The following is a 21,388-nucleotide window of genomic DNA, read 5'->3' on the forward strand; positions in this document are numbered from 1 at the left end:
TTTGATGTTATAACGAAGTGGCTAAAAACTAAAAGCAGCTATTCTTCGTTACCCTATTACAAAATAACTATTGATGAATATTGCCGAAGAATTTTTAGAGAAGTCTGACGAGAAAGCTTTCGATCTACCGCATCGTAAAACCATAAATTATAATATTGGTAAATACAATGTGGCTGTTGAACGGGGCTTATCAAAATTCGAAAATTTAGAGGCATCCAAAAAAAAGGCACATGTAATTAAATGGCGTGTGATGGAAAATCTTGATAAGTTCTTACCCGAGTTCGAATCAAATTTTCAACGCCGTGGCGGTAAGGTAATCTGGGCCAATGATGCTGAAGAAGCCCAACAGGAAATCCTCAACATCATCAAAAGAAACAACGGCAAAACAGTTATCAAATCAAAATCGATGACCACCGAGGAAATCCATCTAAACGATTTCCTGGAAAAGAACAACATCGAATCTTTAGAAAGTGATCTGGGTGAGTATATTGTTCAATTGCTTGGTCAGGCGCCATACCATATTGTTACCCCGGCCATGCACCTAAGTGCAACAGATATAGCGCAGTTATTTCACGATAAATTTGGCACGCCTATCGATGCCACTCCTCCGCAGCTGGTACAAAAAGCAAGAGAATTACTTCGCGATAAATACCTGAATGCTGATATTGGCATTAGCGGCGGGAATTTTTTAATTGCCGATACCGGAAGTATTGCCTTAACGGAAAATGAAGGCAATGCACGTTTAAGTACTACTTTTCCTAAAATCCATATTGCCATAGTAGGTATCGAAAAGGTAATTCCTTCTATGGCCGACCTGGACCTGTTCTGGCCTTTACTGGCATCGCATGGAACGGGGCAAAACTTAACGGTTTATAATACTATTTTAAGTGGCCCGCGTCAGCCGAATGAAACGGATGGACCGGAGGAAATGTATGTGATTTTATTAGATAATGGCCGCACCAATTTATTGGCACAAAAAGACCAGAGACAAGGCTTGTACTGCATCCGTTGTGGTGCATGTTTAAATGCCTGCCCGGTTTATAAAAATATTGGTGGGCATACTTATAACACCACCTATAGTGGTCCAATCGGCTCGGTAATCACGCCTCATTTAAAAGGTATGGAAGAGTTTAAACACTTAAGTTATGCTTCCAGTCTTTGCGGTAAATGTTCTGAGGTATGCCCCGTAAAAATCGATATTCATAAAATGCTCTTACTTAACCGTAGAGATGCCGCTGCAGGTCACGAAAACGGCAAAAAAGAAGAAATTGGCTGGAGCATGTTCAGCAAAATGATGCAAAAACGCAAATGGATGGATTTCTTCGGTGGAAAGTTTAAAAACTTTATGCTCAAAAGTTTTTTCAAAAAAAGCTGGGGCAAATACCGGGAGATGCCTAAAGTTGCCGATAAATCTTTTGCGAAACAGTGGGAAGAGCTGAAGAAAAGTCGGGAGTCCTGAGTCCAGAGTCACTAGTCAAAATAACCAGATATGCAATTTAACAGAGGTGATAAAGACGACAAGTTCTTACTGAACTTATACAGAAAATTGCTTTACCCCCGGATGGTTGAAGACAAAATGCTCAAGCTACTGCGTCAAGGTAGAATTGGCAAATGGTTTTCGGGCATTGGCCAGGAAGCCATTGCTGTTGGCAGCACCTTAGCCATGCAAAGCGACGAGTATATTTTGCCTATGCATCGCAATCTGGGCGTTTTTACCTCCCGCGATATTCCTTTAAAAAAATTAATGGCTCAATGGCAGGGCAAAATTACCGGCTTCACTAAAGGCCGCGACCGCTCCTTCCATTTCGGCACACAAGATTATAAAATCATCGGGATGATCTCCCACCTCGGGCCACAAATGGCCTTGGCTGATGGCATTGCTTTGGCTAATGTTTTAGAGAACAAACAGCACGCCACATTAGTTTACACCGGAGAAGGGGCAACCAGTGAAGGCGATTTCCACGAAGCAGTAAATGTTGCAGCAGTTTGGAATCTGCCTGTTATTTTTCTGATCGAAAATAATGGTTATGGCCTTTCCACTCCAAAAACTGAGCAGTTCAGATGTAAAAACCTGGTGGATAAAGCCATTGGTTACGGCGTGGAAGGCATTCAGATAGATGGAAATAATATTCTGGAGGTTTATAATACCATTGATCAACTGGCGAAGGAAATCAGAAAAGATCCAAGACCGGTTTTGGTGGAATGCCTTACTTTTCGGATGCGTGGACATGAAGAGGCATCCGGCACTAAATATGTTCCGCAAGAACTTTTTGATGAGTGGGAAAAGAAAGATCCGCTAAGTAATTACGAAACCTATTTAATTGAGCAGGGTATTTTAACTTCTGATACGATTATCGGCATTAAAATTCAAATTAAAAGAGATATTGAGCTGGAAGTTGAAGAAGCTTTTAACGAGAATGAGCCCATTGCTAATGCCGATCAGGAAGAAGCAGACATGTATTTCCCCTACTCGCAACAGGTTACTCAAGCCAATGAATCTTCAACCGAAAAACGATATTTAGATGCCATCAGCGATGCACTTGATTTAGCCATGCAAAAGTATCCTAACCTGGTTTTAATGGGGCAGGATATTGCCGATTATGGCGGGGCTTTTAAAATTACAGATGGCTTTACCGCTAAATATGGCAAAGGCAGAGTGCGTAATACCCCTATTTGCGAATCAGCTATTGTGGGTGCAGGCTTGGGCTTATCCATAAATGGTTATAAAGCGGTTGTAGAAATGCAATTTGCAGATTTTGTGACGGTAGGCTTTAATCAGATTGTAAACAACCTGGCCAAAACGCATTACCGTTGGGGCGAAAAGGCTGATGTAGTGGTGCGTATGCCTACAGGTGCAGGTACGGGTGCCGGGCCATTCCACTCGCAAAGTAATGAAGCCTGGTTTACTAAAACCCCCGGACTTAAAATCGTTTATCCGGCTTTCCCTGAAGATGCAAAAGGTTTGTTATTGGCGGCGATTGAAGATCCAAATCCTGTATTATATTTTGAACATAAATACCTCTACCGAAGTTTAACAGCTCCTGTTCCGGATGGTTATTATACTACAGAGATCGGTAAAGCCGTCAGGCTTGCCGAAGGAAGCAAGTTCGCGATAATTACTTACGGACTAGGTGTACACTGGGCGTTAGATTACCTGAATCAATATCCTGAAAGTGAGGCAACCTTAATTGATCTGCGTACACTACAGCCCTGGGATAAAGAAGCGGTGAGGGCAGTTGTTAAAGCAACCGGAAGGGTTTTAATTTTGCACGAAGATACGTTAACAAATGGTTTTGGCGCCGAACTGTCTGCCTGGATTGGAGAGCACTGTTTCGCTTATCTTGATGCACCGGTAATGCGTTGTGCAAGTTTAGATACCGCCATTCCAATGAATAAAATATTAGAAGAAGATTTTTTGGCTAAAGCAAGATTAGCCGAAACGATTGATAAGTTATTAAAATATTAAGAGCGGTTTAGTACCCTATCGTCATGCTGAATTTATTTGAGCTTCTTTAAAGACCCTGAAATAAATTCAGGGCGACGACATCAAAAAACAGAAAAATGAGCAATTTCAAAGTCGAAGGGAATATCATTAACATCACAAAGCGGAATATTTTCTTTGGCGAAGTAGCCGTTGAGGATGGAAAAATAAAATCGATCTCCAAAATTTCTGAACAGAAAGAAGGAGCACATTTTATCTCACCAGGTTTTATCGATAGCCATGTGCACATCGAAAGCAGTATGTTAATTCCAAGTGAATTTGCACGATTGGCGGTTGTTCATGGAACGGTTTCTACGATTAGCGATCCACACGAAATTGCCAACGTTTGTGGGATGGAAGGTGTAGAATTTATGATTGAAAATGGCAATACTGTTCCTTTTAAATTCAACTTCGGTGCACCAAGCTGTGTTCCTGCTACCATTTTTGAAACCGCTGGCGCAGAACTGAATCATGATGATGTAAAAGCATTATTAGAGCGTCCGGAAATAAAATACCTGAGCGAAATGATGAATTTCCCTGGCGTACTTTATAAAGATGAAGAAGTTTTAAAAAAGATTGCTGCTGCTCACGCGCTCGGTAAACCTGTTGATGGGCATGCTCCGGGTTTACGCGGGGATATGGTTCAGCAATATATAGATGCCGGAATTTCTACTGATCACGAATGTTTTACTGCCGAAGAAGCTTTAGACAAATTACAGCGCGGCATGAAAATCCTTATACGTGAAGGAAGTGCAGCCAAAAATTTTGAGGCGCTGATCCATTTGCTGAACGATTGGCCGGAAATGATGATGTTTTGCAGTGATGATAAACATCCCGATAGTTTAGTCGAAAACCATATCAATCAGCTTTGTGCAAGAGCAGTAGAAAAGGGAATTGATATTTTCAATATTCTTCAGGCAGCCTGCATCAATCCTATTCTTCACTACAAATTAGATGTTGGAACATTACAACATAACGATCCGGCAGATTTTATTGTAATCGAGGATCTAAAAAACTTCAAAATTAAACAAACCTATATTGATGGATTGTTGCTTGCCGAAAATGGCAAAACAGTTGGAGATTGGGTAAAACATGTAGAAGATCGCGAATCGGTAAATCATTTCGATTGCAGTTTGAAAAAGGAAGAAGATTTTGTTTATCCCTTCACAGGACAAGAAGAAATCCTGGTAATCGAAGCTTTAGACGGACAATTGATTACAAACAGGTTATCTGCTAAACCAAAAGTTTTAAACCAAAATATTATTAGTGATCTGGAAAATGATGTATTGAAAATGGTGGTGGTAAACCGTTACCATGATGCTCCTGTTGCTGTATCTTTTGTAAAAAACTTTGGCTTAAAACAGGGAGCCATTGCTTCAAGCGTTGCTCATGATAGTCATAATATTATTGCTGTTGGTGCCGATGACAAGAGCATCTGTGAAGCGGTAAATTGGGTAATTAAAGAAACTGGTGGTGTAGTGGCGCTGGGAAAAGGAAAAAAAGAAGTTTTAGCTTTACCGGTAGCCGGGTTAATGAGTAATCAGAATGGTTATAAAGTTGCTGAAAGTTATACTTCTATAGATCAATTTGCGAAAGATTTAGGTTCTACTTTACTTGCTCCATTTATGACACTTTCTTTTATGGCTTTATTGGTAATTCCACACTTAAAACTAAGCGACAAAGGTTTATTTGATGGCGATGAGTTTAAGTTTGTGTAAATAAAGTATCAAAAAGCGTCATCTCGACTGAAACGCAGTGGAATGGAGAGATCTATCGAGACAGATTTCTCGACTGCGTTGCACTTCGTTCGAAATGACGATTTTTGAGAATTCTAATTGCATTCAGAATGACAGCAAATCAATCTTATTCTACCACAAAAACCTCAGCCAAAGGATTAAACAGATACAACCGCTTATCATCTAAACAAACACAACGGTATCGCTTTCTAATCCTTTCTCCTTTGGTGAAACGCCTACCATCCTTAATTTTAAAGTTGGTATTAATGGGTAATTGCTCTAAATGTAAAGTCTCCGTTTTATTGCTGTCGTACTTTTTTAAGGCACGTGATAAGTGTAGATCAGAACAGCTTGAGGCCGCCGGATTAGACATATAATTATCAATTGCTTTATGAATATCATCTGGAAAGATATTCAGCTCAAAAAAGGGAACCATCATCCGTTGGAAATTCTTTTTCCATTCTGATCCATGTGGCTTTACCTTATTCTTAAAATCGTTCCAGGTGAGTAAATGCGCAAATTCATGTACAGTGGTAACCAGGAAAGCATAATGATTCAGGTTAAAATTAACCGAAATGCGATGGCCTTTGCCCTGATAAGGATGGCGGTAATCGCCCAGTTTGGTAGAACGGGTTTTAGCGATTTTAAATTCGCACTGAAAATAATCGATCCATTTTGCAATTAGCGGTGCCGCTGGTTCCGGCATGTACTGCGCTAAAACTTTAACCTTTTCCATTTAACCGCAAAGTTCGCAAAGTTTTCCGCAAAGAAACAAAGAAAAGTTATAAGCCATTCACTACACGTTTTAATCCATCCTTTAACCTAATTACGTTAAAATTCATCAAAAGCCCCAATTTGTAATTTCCGAGTTTCATATAAGTTAGCGTTTGCGCCAAATGAATATCATTAAAAGCCTCAATACTTTTCAGTTCTAAAACGAGTTTGCGTTCCACTAAAATATCAATTCGATACCCGCAATCAAGTTTCACTTCCTCGAAAATTAAAGGCATTGCTTTTTCTTTTTCTGCAAATAATCCAGCTTTGATGATTTTATAATATAGACACTCCTTATATGCGCTTTCCAACAGGCCAGCTCCCAAAGCACTATGAACTTCTATTGCCAATCCGATTACAATTCTTGATAATTCATTCTCATCCATATCCTTGAATTTGCTTTTGCGCCCTTTGCGTTTTGTTCTTAGCGATCTTTGCGGTTAGATTTCGATCTGTTCCTCCGACGGGAACAACGATGCCAATACGAGCTTGATCTCGCCGAATGAGTAATCTTTCCCCAAAAACTCTCTTATCGTAGCCATCGACTTTGTTTTCTGGCTTTCCACCGCATCACTGATGTTTCTGATCTTATTGGCTTTTACCAATTTGGTTACATCCAATTGTTGTGTAGAAACATAATAGGCTAAATGGCCTTCAATGGTACCGGCAGAAAAACCGCGTTCTTTGGCTATTTCGTCAATGGTTTTACCCTGCTCATAAAGCTCGAAGCTGACCAGTTTGGTATCAATTTTTGGCTCTTTTTTCTTCTTCTCAGCTGCTGATTTTACCTTGAGTGTTTCTCCTTTTAATTGGATTGCTTTTTGGAGTTGGTTGTTTCTTTCAACCGTATTTAACAGTGCATCGGTATCAGCTTTGCTAAACTCTTTACCTGCAATGAGCGCTTGCAACAATGCTTTACTTTTATGCATTTTTTTTAATTGCTCATACACTAAAATTTCGAGTTCTAATAGCTCCGTAACATAGGTTTTAATTTGCTTTTCTTCTTTTATCACTTCGATTTGAGCCAGAAAACGATCAGAAATCTCTTTAACCAATGGATTAAAATATTTTAAGGCGGCCTCTACCCTCTTCGATACATTAAATAAAGTATGTTCAGTTTGTTGTGCGAAAAGGTTTTTCAGCTGATTAACGAATGTATCGGCCGTAGCAGTGATTTTTTGAAAATCCGTATAAACAGCATCAGTCCAATCTTCGTGCCTTTGCTTGGCCGATTTTTCGCTTTTATCAAAGGTCTGACGGTGTTCTTTTAAGTAGTAGCGGATCAGGTTCAGATCGAATGCCGCAAGCAGATAACTACGGATAAAAGTATAACTTTCTATACTAATCTGCTCGTTCAGCACTTCCGAAGGTTGTTTTGTTTTAGAAAAGTAATGTACATTCTGATCCTGTTGCAAACCACTATCGCGAAGATGAGAAGTTAAAACCAAACCCTTTAATGAGCGTAAACGAGATAAGGCGACATAGGCCTGACCAGGTGCAAAAGCATCACCTACATCAATAATGGCCTTATCGAAAGTCAAACCCTGACTTTTATGCACGGTGATGGCCCAGGCCAATTTAATGGGATATTGGATAAATGAACCAGCTACATTTTCCTTAATTTCGTTCGTTGCTTCATCCAGCTTATATTTAACATTCTCCCAGGTATATGGCGAAATCTGGATTACAACCTTATCCTCTGGTAATTCAATTTCGATTACATCCTTTTCGATATGATGTACCACGCCAATTTTACCATTGTAATACCTTTTCTCTGCCGTCATATCATTTTTAATGAACATTACCTGCGCGCCAACCTTTAACTCTAAACTTTTATCATTTGGATAAGCATATTCATTAAACTCTCCCTGAACTTTTGCTTCGAAAAAATATGATTTTGTTTTCAGTTGGGTCAACCTTTCGCGGTTAATGTTATCTGCTTTATGATTATGGGTGGTTAAAGTGATGTAATTTTCATCGGCAGAAGGTTTAAAATCCTGTTTAAAATGTTGCCTGAGCAATGCGGTATCCTCAGCGGTAATTTTATTGTTTCGTAGGTTGTTGAGCAGATCAATAAAAACCGAATCATCCTGACGGTAAATTTTATCCAGTTCGATATAAACCGGTGGATTATCCTGCAGGGCCAAGGCATCGAAGAAATAAATGCTCTTATAAAATTTGGCCATAATGCGCCATTCATCATTTTTTACCACGGGTGGCAACTGGTGCAGATCGCCGATAAACAATAGTTGTACTCCGCCGAACGGCAGGTTCCTGTTCCGCCGTACATAACACAAAGCGAAGTCGATGGCATCTAGCATATCGGCACGTAACATACTCACCTCGTCGATTACCAGCAATTCCAGTTCTTGTAACATGCGGCGTTTATTGCCCTGCATGTTTAAGTGTTTTACTAAAGTTTTGGGCGTATTAAAGTTGAAATTAATATTTTCGTTGATCAGCGCTCCCGCAGCATCAGGAAAAAAAGCGCCAAAGGGCATCTGAAATAAGGAGTGAATGGTTACTCCAGCGGCATTAATGGCTGCAATACCTGTAGGCGCCACAATTAAAGCCTTTTTATGTGTAAGCTGGATCAGTTTTCGCAAAAAAGTTGTTTTACCTGTTCCGGCTTTTCCGGTCAAGAAAACGTGTTTTGAGGTATAATTAACAAATTTAGCCGCAATTTCTGCGGGCATAGAAGTTTCTTCCAAAGTAGGCATCGGCAGTAAAATTTTAGTTAGCAATAAACGGAGGGATGAATAAAGCTAAACATTTTAGCACAAAACTAAAGAATGATTGATGATAAATTTTAATTTTTGGTCGATAATTTTTAAGTTTAAGCCAACAGCTTCACCAAAGAAGTCAAGTTTTAAAAACTTGACTTCTTTAAATTTCAGGCTATGGCAGGACTGCAATAACAAAAGAAGCGCTACAACTGCTTTTCAAAAAAACATATATCCAACCCAACAATAAAACAATACAACAACCTAACAATTAATGATAAAGCTTTTTATTATCTTTGCGTCCTGATGAAACAACAATATTCAAATCTTATCGCTGTTAAATTCCTTTAACCAGGTTTCATCATCTTTTACACCCAAAATTTTATTATGCTTAACCCTGAAATAGAAAAACGTAAAACCTTTGCCATTATTAGTCACCCCGATGCAGGTAAAACCACGCTGACAGAAAAGTTTCTGCTTTTTGGTGGTGCCATTAACACTGCAGGTGCGGTAAAAAGAAATAAGGCGAACCAGAGCAATACCTCCGATTTTATGGAGATTGAAAAACAGCGTGGTATCTCGGTTGCGACTTCGGTAATGGGTTTCGAATACAGCGGTAAACGTATCAATATTCTGGATACACCTGGTCACAAAGATTTCGCGGAAGATACTTACAGAACTTTATCGGCTGTGGATAGTGTGATTTTGGTGGTAGATTGTGTAAAAGGTGTGGAGGAACAGACTGAAAAACTGATGTCGGTTTGCCGTATGCGTAATACTCCGGTAATCATTTTTATCAACAAAATGGACCGTGAAGGTAAAGAGGCTTATGATTTATTGGATGAAATTGAAGAAAAATTAAATATCAGCCTATGCCCGCTTTCATGGCCTATTGGCCAGGGACATACCTTTAAAGGCGTTTACAGCATTTACAACAAACATTTAAATTTATTCAATTCCGACAAAACTAAAGTAACCGATTCGGTTGTGGCGGCAAGCGATTTAAATGACCCTTCTTTATTAAATTACCTGAAAGAAAACGAAATCAATACGTTGAAAGATGATGTTGAATTAGTTGACGGTATCTACGGCAAAATTGATAAAGATTTATATACCGATGGTTTGGTTGCACCAGTATTTTTTGGCAGTGCGATTAACAACTTCGGGATCAAAGAACTTTTAGATACATTTATCGATATTGCGCCAAGCCCACGTCATAGAGAAGCGGAAGAACGTGATGTATTGGTAGATGAGAAAAATTTTAGTGGCTTTGTGTTTAAGATCCACGCCAATTTAGACCCAAAACACCGCGACAGGATTGCTTTCTTAAGGATCTGTTCCGGCAAGTTTGAACGCAATAAATTCTATTATCACACCCGTCAGGATAAGAAATTAAAATTCTCTAACCCGATGGATTTTATGGCCAATGAGAAAAGTATTGTTGAAGAGGCCTGGCCGGGCGACGTAGTGGGTTTATACGATAGTGGCAACTTTAAAATTGGCGATACTTTAACCGAAGGTGAAAAACTGCAGTTTAAAGGCATCCCTAGTTTCTCTCCATCTATCTTCAAAGAGGTAGAAAATATGGACCCAATGCGCACCAAACAATTGGAAAAGGGTATTGAACAGCTAACCGATGAAGGAGTTGCACAGTTATTTGTGATGCAACCTGGAAACAGGAAAGTAATCGGTGCAGTTGGTGAACTTCAGTTTGAGGTAATCAATTTCAGGTTAGAGCACGAATATGGTGCAAAATGTCGTTTCCGTACCTTGAGCTATACCCGTTCGAGCTGGGTAACATCTACAGACAGAAAGAAACTGGATGAATTTGTAAAACGTAAACAACAGCACATCGGTTTCGATAAAGAAGCCAACCCGGTTTATCTGGCCGATAGTGAGTATATGATTAATTTAACAAAACAGGATTATCCTGATATCGAATTCCATAAAACGAGCGAGTTTAAAAGCTAATTCAAGATTGCCGGAAGAGCTTTTAATAACAACATAAACCTTGCTGGTTTTTCAAAACCTGCGAGGTTTATTTGTTTACGCAATGGCAACACAATCATAACCTAAAAACAACTTCCCGAACCTAAAAACTGTGTAGATTCGGGCGTTTACACTTAGCTTGATGAAAAATAAAATAAATTACTTTTTGGCTGTATCTATGCTTTTATTTGCTGTTTCCTGTAAGAAAACTAACGATACAATTCCTGCTCCTGTTCCCGATCCTGTCATCCCTACCGAAATAGACAAAACAGAAAGTTTAACCTGGGAGTTCAATTCTTTTATTGTTGATGACAGTAATGTAGCACAGATATTTCCCGGGGCAATATTTAACATCAAAAAAAACGGGAACGATCTTCAATTCGTTTCCCTAAAAGATAAATATACTCAATTACCCATAACGGCATCAACCTCAATTACTGGCACGGCAAACAAATTCTTTAACGATATTCCGTCTGCCGAAAAGATTTCTGCTTATACAAAAAATCTGGTCTTCAAAAATACCTCTGAAAGCCAGGCTTATTCGGAACAAGAATTTAAGGATTATAATGTAGTAAAATACTTCCTTTCAAACAATGAAGATGTAAAAGCAATCTTTGAAAAAATCGGAATCACTACATCCACCAGGATCGCCAAAAAGCATGCTACTTATTTTTTCTCCAATAATGGGAAATTTTCGCTTGATATGAACCTTCCCGGTAAAACAGAATTGTTATCTGTAGAAGATGCAGCCAAAATTAATGAAACAAACAATGCGTATTACATTAATAGTGTTGTATATGGCAATAACACCTTGATTTTAGCAGAAGCCGATGCCGATTTTGCCGCATTGAAAACTGCACTAAAAGCCGTGCTTTTAAAACAGGAGTTAACATCCGCACAAATTCAATCTTTAAGCACAGCAAAAGTTACTTTTTATGCCAGGGGAGGAAGCGAAAAGTCTTTTATCAGGATTGCTAAAAATCTGAACGAGATCAAAGCACTGGTGCAGGAATTTGAGGCATTTAACAATACAGCTATTGCTTATCCCGTATCTTATTCATTACACTCGGTGAAGGATTTTACCTTGTTTAAACATCAGATTACGGTTAACATTATTAATTAACGGTTAATGTCCGAATCTTAGGGGTTCAATATTTCGGCATTTGTACTTTCTTTCATTGCGTATTGCTTATAAGTTTGCGCCAATCTTCTTTTAATTTTCGAAATCAACAATCTTGGGGAAAGCACCTTAACACACTCACCAAAGCCCAGAATTTCACGCTCCAGTTCGTAGTTCAAAACCACATCAATCCTAAACGTTGTTGTTTTGTCGTTTTTACTTAACACCACCTGCGAAGAATGTAAAGGCTTGGTAACCACATAAGGCGCATGGTCATTGGTAAATTCCAGGATGACCTTTTGAGCCCGGTCGCTTTCATTTTTGGTTACCCCGATTAAATCATCGTAATAGCGGTCGAAATCTACCCCTCTGTAAGCAATGAATTCTTCATTGGGCAGTTCCTGAAATTCTATGATTCGATCTAGAGCTAAGTTTAAGATTCCTGATCTTTTTTTTGCTTTACAGATCAAAAACCATCTGTTTCTGTACTCTTTTAACAGATACGGAAAATAAATCCCCTGTTGCGATTGTTGCGCCTTGAACGATTTATATTCAATCAATAACGAACGTTTATTTAAAACTGCCTGGTAAAGTGGTGGAATACATTCCAATCCTTTTACCAACTTATTACTCTCCAACTGGATGTTATTACCGCTTTGTTTGGTTGATTTATAAAGGTTATTTTCCAAACGGGCAATCATATCGCTCATTTCGTCGAAATAATTAAAAGCATTAAATTGTTTCAGTACACCAACAATTTCTTTCATCTTATCTACATCAGCGTTATTGATCGGCGCTTTGGTAATACTGAAACCAGCATCCTCGTAAGCATAAAAGCGTTTATCCTTCACTACTATTGGTGCATTGTAGCCCAACTTATCGCTTCGCATCAGTTGGATATCCGCCTGGATGGTCCGCTTGCTTACTCCTGAGGTAATGCCTTCGAGTTCGTAGAGGGTTGTGGACACCTTTTCTATAAGGTCCTCCAACGTCCATTTACGAAAACGGTTTTTCAAACAATCGTCGATGGTTTTATACCGGATAAGTGCTAATTTATTTACTGCCATTTTTAATCAATTTGAGTTTCAAGCTAAAAATCTGATCGGAAAACTTAACTAAATATAGCAAAGCATTTATCATCTACGCAATACAACTGCGTAATTGGAGGATAAAAGAAATAATATAATGGAAAAATTAAATTTATCGCCCTAATTATCAAACAATTGATCCATTCAAGGCAAAATAAATTTTACTACGCAAATCAGCCGCGTAGTGGTAGTGGCATCTTTGTAATGTCGCCAGTCGATAATAAAGTTCTTTGAAAAATATTAATAATAAATAACTGATTTACAATACAATTAAACTGTTTCAATAATACGCGCTCTCCGCCATGCTGATCAATTAGAACAGCAAAACATGAAGCCCCTGTTCCGGATATGCGGAACAGGATTAACGGCGGCAATTAAATAGTTTAGGTAAATCAGTATATATAAAGAAATTCCGATGAATAATCGGAATGGCAATACTAAATAAAACTTATCCATTGTTGTGGGTTTCAAAATAGCCCCAAAGTATTCGGGCAATTTGCGTAGAATATGCTGACAAGAATTATGATAGACTGTCTAAACACGTTGTGTGTCGTGGGTTCGAATCCCACTTCCGAGCAATCGGAATAATTCAGGGGTAGAATAACAACACCAAAATGCAGGTTCGAATCCTGCTTCCAAATATCACTTGGAATAGCAAAATGGTAATGCAATGGACTTAGGATCCATCTAAAAAGAAGGGTAACTTTTCAAACCGCCCACCAGAATAAGCGTTGTGCAACCGCATTTGGCTTTATGATTTTTAGAAATCCAAAAAGCAAATCTGCATTTGCTCAGTGAGAATCAGTGCAACAAGAAGAGATTTAAAAATCAAACGGGTTAAATCGAGAAGGAAAAATGCTCCAAGGGAGTATAAAACCGATAAGACAAGCCTCCTTTCATTTTTCAACAAAGCTTGATAAACTTTTACTTCCGCAAAAAACAGGTAAATGTTCTTGTGCAACGCTTTTGAAAGAATAAATAATTAAACATACTCATTTAAGTCCTCCCTTTTAGGAAAGGATTTAGGTGGAACTAAAACCATAAAACATGAAAAGAGTAACCATTAACACCAATTATGTTGGATTGGTGTTTAAAAAAGGAAAATTAAAAAACGTTTTAACCGCAGGAACTTACTGGTTAGGTTTTGGCGAAAGCATGACATTGTACGATATGGCTAAAGAGTACTATTACTCAATTGCCGAATTGGATATTTTGCTGGAAAATGCAGACTTTGTGAATTTGATTCACTTAGTAAGCGTTGCCGACAACGAATTGGTCTTGGTTTACCAAAACAAAAACTTTAAATCTGTTTTAACCGCTGGCAGACATTCCATCTGGAAAGGTTTATCAGAATATACCTTCGTTAAGGTAGACATCAGTAACATCAAAATTGATGAAAACATTGATAAAAATTTATTAGAGAAAGCGCCATTATTAAATTACATCAGAGCCTATAAGGTAGAATCTTTCGAAAAGGCCTTGTTATTTATCGATGGTAAATTTGAAAGCGTATTGGAAGCCGGAAACTATGTTTACTGGAAAAACAGTACCACCATTCAAGTTTTGAAAACCGATATGAGGCAATTAAATATGGAGATTATCGGACAAGAAATCTTAACAAAGGATAAAGCACAATTGAGGGTGAATTTCAGCACTCAATATAAAGTTGATGACATCATCAAAGCCTTATTGGAGAACAAAGAATTCGAAAAACAATTGTATATCACCATGCAATTGGCATTAAGAGAATCTATTGGCCTTATGACTTTTGACGAATTGATGGAAAGCAAAGAAAAAATTGCAGAAATGGTAATGGCCATCACTTTGGATAAGGTTGAAAACTTAGGTGTAAAATTAACGAACTGTGGTGTTAAAGATATTGTTTTACCTGGTGACGTTAAGGAGATTATGAACCAGGTTTTAGTTGCCGAAAAAAGGGCACAAGCCAATATCATTACCCGAAGAGAAGAAACGGCCTCGACCAGAAGTTTGCTGAATACTGCTAAATTGATGGAAGACAATAACATGTTGTATAAGTTGAAAGAGATGGAATACGTGGAGAAAATCGCGGAGAAAATCAATAACATCAGCTTATCGGGCAGTGGACAAATTGTAGATCAATTGAAACAGATCTTCGTAAAATAAATTAAATTTAGAAACCCCTCGGTTAGGTGAATGTTGCCTGCCGGGGATTAATTAAGAATGAAATGAAAACTACCATAATAAACAGGCTTGCAGAAATCGAACGATCAAATGATATCAAAATATTATTTGCCTGCGAATCGGGAAGTCGCGGATGGGAATTTCCATCACCAGACAGCGATTTTGATGTTCGCTTTATTTATGTTCGCCCGCTTAACTACTATCTTTCTGTTTCAGAAAAGGATGATCAATTGGGTTTTCCGATCAACGACGAACTTGATATTTACGGTTGGGATATAAAAAAGGTACTTAAACTTATCCGGAAATCGAACACTACTCCTTTCGAATGGCTGCAATCGCCTATTATATACGGAGAACAAGATGATTTTAGAAACGAACTATGGACATTGTGCCAGTCTTATTTTTATAGAAAAACGAATATTAATCATTATTTAGGAATAGCACATAGTGCATTGGATACGATAATAAATGGTGACGAAATTAAGATCAAAAAACTTTTTTATGTGCTGCGACCTTTACTTTCGGCAAAGTGGTGTTTAGAGAAAAATGCGATTGCTCCAATGACCATTGGTCCACTTTTAACCTTAATGCCAGAGTATCTTCAATCATCGGTTAAAGATCTGATTGTACTAAAATCTACTTCTGCAGAGGGATTTATCATCCAAATAGACCCCAACTTGCGCAGTTATATTGATGATGAATTTAAAAGCTGTACTGAAGGGGCTAAAGATCTGCCAAAAGAAAGTTTTGATACCGAAATGCTCGATACCTTTTTTAGAAATACAATAAGCCGTTATGACGATTAAAGATTTAAAGGATCAGAACCTACTTTTGTTTGAATGTTTAAGCGGTAGCAAAGCTTACGGATTGGATACGCCACAGTCAGACACTGATATTAAAGGAATATATTATATGCCAAAAGACATGTTTTTTGGATTGAGATATATCCCTCAAATCAGCAATGAAAGCAACGACGAAGTATATTATGAAATCGGTCGGTTTGTTGAGTTATTGATCAAGAACAACCCGAATATTGTGGAAATTTTAGCTACTCCAGAACAATGCATTTTATATAAGCATCCCATAATGAATAGACTAAATATCGATATGATTTTGTCGAAACTATGCAAAGATACCTTTGGTGGATATGCTTTAACACAGATCAGAAAAGCAAAAGGACTTAATAAAAAAATTTTAAATCCAATGCCAAAAACGAGAAAAACGGTCTTGGATTTTTGTTTCATTACAGAGAATTATTCATCGGTTAAAGCGAATACATGGCTTAAAAAACACAATATTTCTAAAGCGGATTGCGGCTTATCGAAAATTCCAAATGCGAAAAACCTTTATGCACTATTTTATGATGCAGAAAATAAATTTGGCTACAAAGGGATTGCAAATAAGGAGACGGCTAGTGATGTATCAGTATCCTCTATACCTAACGGAGAAAAAGAAATTGGGTATTTGTTTTTCAATCAGGATAGTTATTCCTCCTATTGCAAGGAACATAACGAATATTGGGAATGGGTAGAAAAGCGGAATGAAGAACGCTATAAGTTAAATAAGACACATGGCAAAGATTATGACGCGAAAAACATGATGCATACCATAAGGCTTTTGCAAGTGGCACTAGAAATTGTGCGTGATGGAAAACTTACTGTGAAACGACAAAACAGAGATGAACTTCTTTCGATAAAAAGAGGAGATTTTGATTATGATGAAGTATTAAAAATGGCAGAAAAACTGATGCTACAAATTGAGCAAGAAACGTTTACAAGTAAACTTCAGGATAAACCAGATGAGCGACAAATTGAATGTTTACTTGTAGAAATGCGAGGAGCACTTTATGCCAATTAAAAAAACAAAACAATGAACAACAACATAACAGGCAATAACCTGATCGAAATAGGTTATACCGAAGGAAAAATAGTAGGCCTGGCTTTAGCTATCGTGAAAGAAAATTTTGCGGATATTGAAGAAAAAGAATTATTGGCCTTATTTAAAAAAGTAAAAGATTATCCGGAAAGTTTTTTGGATGACGAAGTATTAAACCCACTTGCTACTGCTGTGATTGAAGAAACCAATGCACCAAAAGATGAAACTATCAAACTGGTAAACCATGTGAAACCCTACGCGGTATTTGGCCCTGATTACATTGAAGAAGGCGCAAGAAACCAAATGGATATTGCCATGAAATTACCGGTTACGGTAGCAGGTGCATTAATGCCTGATGCCCACCAAGGTTATGGTTTGCCCATCGGCGGCGTATTGGCTACCAGAAATGCGATTATCCCCTACGGTGTTGGAGTAGATATCGGTTGCCGAATGGCTTTGAGTATTTTCGATATTCCAGAGAAACATTATTTCGGGAAGGATGCAATGTACAAACGAGAATTGATTGCTTTTACGAAATTTGGTGCAGGACAAAACTATAAAGGAACTGAAAAAGCAGACCATGATGTTTTAGAAAACGAAGCTTTCAATTCCACTCCTTTTCTTAAAAACTTACACGGAAAAGCCTGGGCTCAATTGGGAACCTCTGGCGGGGGTAACCACTTTGTAGAATGGGGAATTATTGATTTTGCTGAACGCGATGAGATTTTAAATATTGATAAGGGCCGTTATGTGGCTTTATTAACCCACTCTGGTTCCCGTGGATTTGGTGCGACTGTTGCAGGACATTATACCAAACTGGCAAAAGATATCTGTAAACTTCCTAAAGAGGCTGCAAACCTGGCTTATTTGGATTTAAATTCTGCAGAAGGACAAGAGTATTGGATTGCCATGAATTTAGCCGGTGATTATGCTTCTGCCTGTCATGAAGTGATCCATAAAAGGTTGACTAAAGCCATTGGTGCTAAAGTTTTGGCCAAAGTAGAAAACCATCATAATTTTGCCTGGAAAGAAATGCTTGATGGCGAAGAAGTGATTGTTCACCGTAAAGGTGCTACACCAGCTGGTAAAGGCGTAATGGGGATTATTCCAGGGAGTATGACCGCACCAGGATTTCTGGTTAGGGGAAAAGGCGAAATGAATGCAATCAATTCAGCATCACATGGTGCGGGGAGACAAATGAGCCGAACAAAAGCGATTCAATCGATTACGAAATCGGATATGAAAGCCATTTTAAAAGATCATAATGTTACTTTAATTGGAGCCGGCTTAGATGAGGCACCAATGGCTTATAAAGACATCCACCAAGTAATGGCCGCACAAACTGAACTTGTTGATGTTGTGGCGAAATTTGAGCCTAAAATGGTAAGGATGGCTGATGATGGAAGCAGGGAGGATTAGTTTGGAGTCCTTAGTCCTTAGTCCTTAGTCCTTAGTCCTTAGTCAAAATTCTAATTTAACCTCGTTGGTTTTAAAACCTGCGAGGTTTTTGTCTTATTTTAAATAAAAATTTAGAAGAACATTGGTTCTTGCCTATTGTCCCAAAAGAAAAGAACTTCAATTCTATCGGGTTTAACCTCATAAAATACAGAAGAAAGCTTTTTAATTAATCCTTGTCGGATATTAGGATCAAATTCAGTCTCTTTATAGATGAATGGCGAATTGCCAATTAACTCCAATGTTTTAATGGTATTCTTTTTAAAATCACTTAATACTTTTTGCCCCTAGTCTTTCATTTATCTGAGCACATATTGACTCAAAAGTTTTTAATGCTGTTTCTGATATGACTACAGGCAGGGGCGCCATTAGATTGTAGAGATTTTCTCTTTAAATTCTGCTAAAGAAAAGCTTTTTCCTGCTTTGATATCATCTTGTCCTTGCCTTATTCCTGACTTAACATGCTCAGGCAAGGCATCGTTCTTTTTTATTTCATAAGGAACATCAAAAGCTTTAAGAAATGCCTTTAAAGCCTTTTCTTGTATTTTATCCGGGCGTACAAGGTAAGTTTCCATATCAATGTGATTTTAAACTAATATACAAATTTAAAGATTATTAAATAAACGTATCGAACTTAAATAGTCGCTGTCAGAGGATTCAAAATAAATTATGCTGTCTCAAAGTCATTTTTGATAAAAAAGAAAAAGACTGAAATTTAATTCTGTTTGAGAATTATGGTTTTGACCTGAAATAGCCTTGTTTAAATATTCGCATTCTGAAGCGGATAATATTTAACTACATTTTTCACTTTTTTATCTTTTGGTTTACCGGTTAGGTTGGTCACGTTAATTATATTGATATACTTTGTCGAATCTCCTGTTGATTCGAAAATAATTACTTCTGCATAATTTGTTTCACTATGCAAGGAAGGATGATCATTCAAGACCGTAAAATCTCTTTTACCAAGCTCATTTAAAATCTCTTCTTTATTTACAACTACAGGAATACGGTTATGGATTTTACGCCTTTTCATCCACTGGTCATTTATTTCCGAGTATGGCATGCTTGCCTGATCATTGAGAACGGCAAAAATGGCGCCCCCAAGAATAACGACAAACTCTCCAGCCCAAATAATCCACAACAATACGCCACTAATGGTACCTGTACTTTCGATGCGAAATGTACCTATTTTATTCAGATTAATAATTTCCTGAATCAAAATATTAGGATGGGTAAAAAGGAAAAAGAAATCAGAAGCCAAAATCTTTAAATCTGCACTATCCAGGTTAAAGGTAAAACCCTTATTACTGTAGGCTAAAGTATCGAAGAATACCCATTGAATATAAAAGGCGAATAGTCCACAGAAGATAGCAATGATGGTAACGATCTTTTTATTCCTGAGCTTTCCGATTCTGACACCAATATCAATACTAAAACCCAATCCCATTCCCAAAAACACAGCGATAATAGCGATGAACCAAATATTGGGAATCAGCCTGCCAAGAATAATATAAAAAAGAGGCAGAATAAAAGATGCCAAAATACCGATGGCAAGTGAGGTAAGAATAGCTGATGGGGAAGCGTATCCTTGAGGCGTGTATTTGGGTTCCATAAAGCGTAAAATGAGATTTTTATTTGAACACCCATCTCCCGCAATTGTTTGAATGGGTGTCCAATTTTATCTATTTTAACTTGCTTAATGCTTTTTTAATCCTTGGCAACATATCTTTAATATCTTGTAAAGTACAAGCCCCTACTGATGCCCTGAACCAAGGCATACTATCTTCATTCCCAAATGCAGAGAATGGAACTAAAGCTGCCCCAGCTTCTTTAATCAGATAGAAATTCACATCTGCACTGTCTTTTAAAACTTGACCATCTTCAGTAGTCTTTCCGATATAATCGATTTTAATAGTCAGATAAATAGCGCCCATTGGCTCAACAGCATCAACATTAAAACCCTCCGCTTTTAATTCGTTAAAACCATTATACAGTGCATTTAAGCTATCTTGAATTTGACCTTTAAAACTAGTTAAGAAAGTATCAACCTGCGCTTTATCGTTAAAATAATTAGACATGGCCACTTGCTCGGCTTTTGGCGCCCAGGCCCCCATGTGGCCAACCAAAGCTTTCATTCTATTGATAATATCTTCCGGACCAAAACCCCATCCTACACGCACACCGGTTGCCGCTAAACATTTCGAACTGCCATCAACAAAAACGGTAAATGGTCTCATTTCCGGGCGCAAAGAAACTGGATTTACATGCTCTTTTCCGAAAGTTAAAAGCGAATAAATCTGATCGTACATCATGTACAATGGCTTTTCGTCGGCACCCCGTGAAGCATTTTCTTCTAATACAGCATCACAGATTTCAGCCAGCGAATCTGCATCGAACATGGTTCCGGTTGGATTTAATGGCGAACATAAAGCCAATAAAGTTGCTCCCTTTAAATGCGGTTTCAATTGCGCAGCTGTTGGCATAAAATTATGCGCAGCATCGGTTTCTACTGCGATGGTTTTAGCAGATGTTAAATGAGAATAATGATTGTTGTTCCAGGATGGAGCAGGGAAAACCACGGTATCTCCCGGATCAACCAACGCCAGATAAGTAGCATAAATTAAAGGGCGCGAACCACCAGAAACTAAAATGCTATTGGTGCTGTACTCCAATCCAAATCTATCCTTCAATAATTCTGACACCGTTTCGCGTAAAGGCAAAACTCCGTCAGCTGGTGGATAATTAGTTTGGTTGGCATTGTATGCATCAACGATTCCAGCCTTTAATTCGGTTGGGATCGGATAAATATTTGCATCAAAATCGCCGATGGTTAAGTTGGCGATTGAAGCGCCTTTGCGTTTCATTTCGTTAACCTCGTTTCCAATTTTTATAATTTCTGAGCCGATTAATGAACTGGCCAATACTGAAACTTTCATTTGTTTATAGTTTATTTATCTGGTGATGAAACGATCATGATTTGTAAA

The 21,388-nt window shown here is 38.0% G+C and carries 16 protein-coding genes; 9 read left to right on the top strand and 7 right to left on the bottom strand.

Annotated features, from left to right (window positions below; all coding sequences use genetic code 11):
* The first annotated feature begins 73 nt into the window (after nt 1-73).
* From IM793_RS13340 to ade, 3 genes are all read left to right on the top strand, one after another.
* A complete protein-coding gene (locus IM793_RS13340; protein WP_370629786.1) occupies nt 74-1,459 on the top strand; it encodes a LutB/LldF family L-lactate oxidation iron-sulfur protein in 1,386 nt (461 codons plus the stop codon).
* 30 nt (nt 1,460-1,489) lie between these two features.
* Entirely contained in the window at nt 1,490-3,466 is a 1,977-nt protein-coding gene (locus IM793_RS13345) for a thiamine pyrophosphate-dependent enzyme (protein WP_193422122.1), read from the top strand.
* 95 nt (nt 3,467-3,561) lie between these two features.
* A complete protein-coding gene (ade, locus tag IM793_RS13350; protein WP_193422123.1) occupies nt 3,562-5,199 on the top strand; it encodes an adenine deaminase in 1,638 nt (545 codons plus the stop codon).
* Between the two features lie 145 nt (nt 5,200-5,344).
* Here ade and IM793_RS13355 read toward each other — a convergent pair whose 3' ends face one another.
* The 3 genes from IM793_RS13355 to IM793_RS25060 are packed head-to-tail and all read right to left on the bottom strand — an operon-like array spanning nt 5,345 to nt 8,711.
* Complete coding sequence (locus IM793_RS13355; RefSeq protein WP_193422124.1) at nt 5,345-5,953, bottom strand: SprT-like domain-containing protein; 609 nt, start codon at nt 5,951-5,953, stop codon at nt 5,345-5,347.
* A 46-nt stretch (nt 5,954-5,999) separates the two neighbouring features.
* Entirely contained in the window at nt 6,000-6,377 is a 378-nt protein-coding gene (locus tag IM793_RS13360; RefSeq protein ID WP_193422125.1) for a GxxExxY protein, read from the bottom strand.
* 54 nt (nt 6,378-6,431) lie between these two features.
* Nucleotides 6,432-8,711 carry a helix-turn-helix domain-containing protein gene (locus tag IM793_RS25060; RefSeq protein ID WP_193422127.1) on the bottom strand — a complete coding sequence of 760 codons (2,280 nt, stop codon included), beginning with the start codon at nt 8,709-8,711 and terminating at the stop codon, nt 6,432-6,434.
* A 390-nt stretch (nt 8,712-9,101) separates the two neighbouring features.
* Here IM793_RS25060 and IM793_RS13370 point away from each other — a divergent pair, with 390 nt between their 5' ends.
* Nucleotides 9,102-10,685, top strand: a complete 1,584-nt coding sequence (locus IM793_RS13370) for a peptide chain release factor 3 (protein WP_121287591.1) — start codon at nt 9,102-9,104, stop codon at nt 10,683-10,685.
* Nucleotides 10,686-10,845: 160 nt separating this feature from the next.
* Nucleotides 10,846-11,826: a thiol-activated cytolysin family protein gene (locus IM793_RS13375; protein WP_193422129.1), complete on the top strand. Its 981-nt coding sequence runs from the start codon at nt 10,846-10,848 to the stop codon at nt 11,824-11,826.
* A gap of 17 nt (nt 11,827-11,843) precedes the next feature.
* On the opposite strand, the gene IM793_RS13380 is transcribed toward IM793_RS13375, so the two are convergent.
* Nucleotides 11,844-12,890, bottom strand: coding sequence for a YafY family protein (locus tag IM793_RS13380; protein ID WP_193422131.1), 1,047 nt, complete (start codon nt 12,888-12,890; stop codon nt 11,844-11,846).
* A gap of 1,068 nt (nt 12,891-13,958) precedes the next feature.
* Between IM793_RS13380 and IM793_RS13385 the strand changes: the two genes are divergently transcribed.
* From IM793_RS13385 to IM793_RS13400, 4 genes are all read left to right on the top strand, one after another.
* Nucleotides 13,959-15,056 (top strand): slipin family protein, encoded by a 1,098-nt coding sequence (locus IM793_RS13385; RefSeq protein ID WP_193422133.1) that lies wholly within the window; start codon nt 13,959-13,961, stop codon nt 15,054-15,056.
* 62 nt (nt 15,057-15,118) lie between these two features.
* Entirely contained in the window at nt 15,119-15,880 is a 762-nt protein-coding gene (locus IM793_RS13390) for a nucleotidyltransferase domain-containing protein (RefSeq protein ID WP_193422135.1), read from the top strand.
* On the top strand, nt 15,870-16,931 hold the full coding sequence (locus tag IM793_RS13395; protein WP_193422137.1) for a DNA polymerase beta superfamily protein: 1,062 nt from the start codon (nt 15,870-15,872) through the stop codon (nt 16,929-16,931). Before IM793_RS13390 ends, IM793_RS13395 begins: the two co-directional genes overlap by 11 nt.
* Before the next feature lie 12 nt (nt 16,932-16,943).
* On the top strand, nt 16,944-18,368 hold the full coding sequence (locus IM793_RS13400; RefSeq protein WP_193422139.1) for an RtcB family protein: 1,425 nt from the start codon (nt 16,944-16,946) through the stop codon (nt 18,366-18,368).
* 404 nt (nt 18,369-18,772) lie between these two features.
* Here IM793_RS13400 and IM793_RS13405 read toward each other — a convergent pair whose 3' ends face one another.
* The 3 genes from IM793_RS13405 to IM793_RS13415 form a co-directional block, all read right to left on the bottom strand.
* Entirely contained in the window at nt 18,773-18,979 is a 207-nt protein-coding gene (locus tag IM793_RS13405) for a DUF2683 family protein (RefSeq protein ID WP_193422141.1), read from the bottom strand.
* A 185-nt stretch (nt 18,980-19,164) separates the two neighbouring features.
* A complete protein-coding gene (locus IM793_RS13410; protein WP_193422143.1) occupies nt 19,165-20,016 on the bottom strand; it encodes a hypothetical protein in 852 nt (283 codons plus the stop codon).
* Between the two features lie 70 nt (nt 20,017-20,086).
* The gene (locus IM793_RS13415; protein ID WP_193422145.1) at nt 20,087-21,340 is read right to left on the bottom strand and encodes a pyridoxal phosphate-dependent aminotransferase; all 1,254 of its coding nucleotides are present in this window, start codon (nt 21,338-21,340) and stop codon (nt 20,087-20,089) included.
* Between the last annotated feature and the right edge of the window lie 48 nt (nt 21,341-21,388).

It is taken from the genome of Pedobacter sp. MR2016-19 (genome assembly GCF_014947265.1).
Taxonomy (GTDB): Bacteria; Bacteroidota; Bacteroidia; order Sphingobacteriales; family Sphingobacteriaceae; genus Pedobacter.

Excerpts from the sequence above, each read along its gene's own strand:
- IM793_RS13340 (WP_370629786.1), top strand. The coding sequence starts at position 74 with ATGAATATTGCCGAAGAATTTTTAGAGAAGTCTGACGAGAAAGCTTTC.
- IM793_RS13345 (WP_193422122.1), top strand. The coding sequence starts at position 1,490 with ATGCAATTTAACAGAGGTGATAAAGACGACAAGTTCTTACTGAACTTA.
- ade (WP_193422123.1), top strand. The coding sequence starts at position 3,562 with ATGAGCAATTTCAAAGTCGAAGGGAATATCATTAACATCACAAAGCGG.
- IM793_RS13355 (WP_193422124.1), bottom strand. The coding sequence starts at position 5,953 with ATGGAAAAGGTTAAAGTTTTAGCGCAGTACATGCCGGAACCAGCGGCA.
- IM793_RS13360 (WP_193422125.1), bottom strand. The coding sequence starts at position 6,377 with ATGGATGAGAATGAATTATCAAGAATTGTAATCGGATTGGCAATAGAA.
- IM793_RS25060 (WP_193422127.1), bottom strand. The coding sequence starts at position 8,711 with ATGCCTACTTTGGAAGAAACTTCTATGCCCGCAGAAATTGCGGCTAAA.
- IM793_RS13370 (WP_121287591.1), top strand. The coding sequence starts at position 9,102 with ATGCTTAACCCTGAAATAGAAAAACGTAAAACCTTTGCCATTATTAGT.
- IM793_RS13375 (WP_193422129.1), top strand. The coding sequence starts at position 10,846 with ATGAAAAATAAAATAAATTACTTTTTGGCTGTATCTATGCTTTTATTT.
- IM793_RS13380 (WP_193422131.1), bottom strand. The coding sequence starts at position 12,890 with ATGGCAGTAAATAAATTAGCACTTATCCGGTATAAAACCATCGACGAT.
- IM793_RS13385 (WP_193422133.1), top strand. The coding sequence starts at position 13,959 with ATGAAAAGAGTAACCATTAACACCAATTATGTTGGATTGGTGTTTAAA.
- IM793_RS13390 (WP_193422135.1), top strand. The coding sequence starts at position 15,119 with ATGAAAACTACCATAATAAACAGGCTTGCAGAAATCGAACGATCAAAT.
- IM793_RS13395 (WP_193422137.1), top strand. The coding sequence starts at position 15,870 with ATGACGATTAAAGATTTAAAGGATCAGAACCTACTTTTGTTTGAATGT.
- IM793_RS13400 (WP_193422139.1), top strand. The coding sequence starts at position 16,944 with ATGAACAACAACATAACAGGCAATAACCTGATCGAAATAGGTTATACC.
- IM793_RS13405 (WP_193422141.1), bottom strand. The coding sequence starts at position 18,979 with ATGGAAACTTACCTTGTACGCCCGGATAAAATACAAGAAAAGGCTTTA.
- IM793_RS13410 (WP_193422143.1), bottom strand. The coding sequence starts at position 20,016 with ATGGAACCCAAATACACGCCTCAAGGATACGCTTCCCCATCAGCTATT.
- IM793_RS13415 (WP_193422145.1), bottom strand. The coding sequence starts at position 21,340 with ATGAAAGTTTCAGTATTGGCCAGTTCATTAATCGGCTCAGAAATTATA.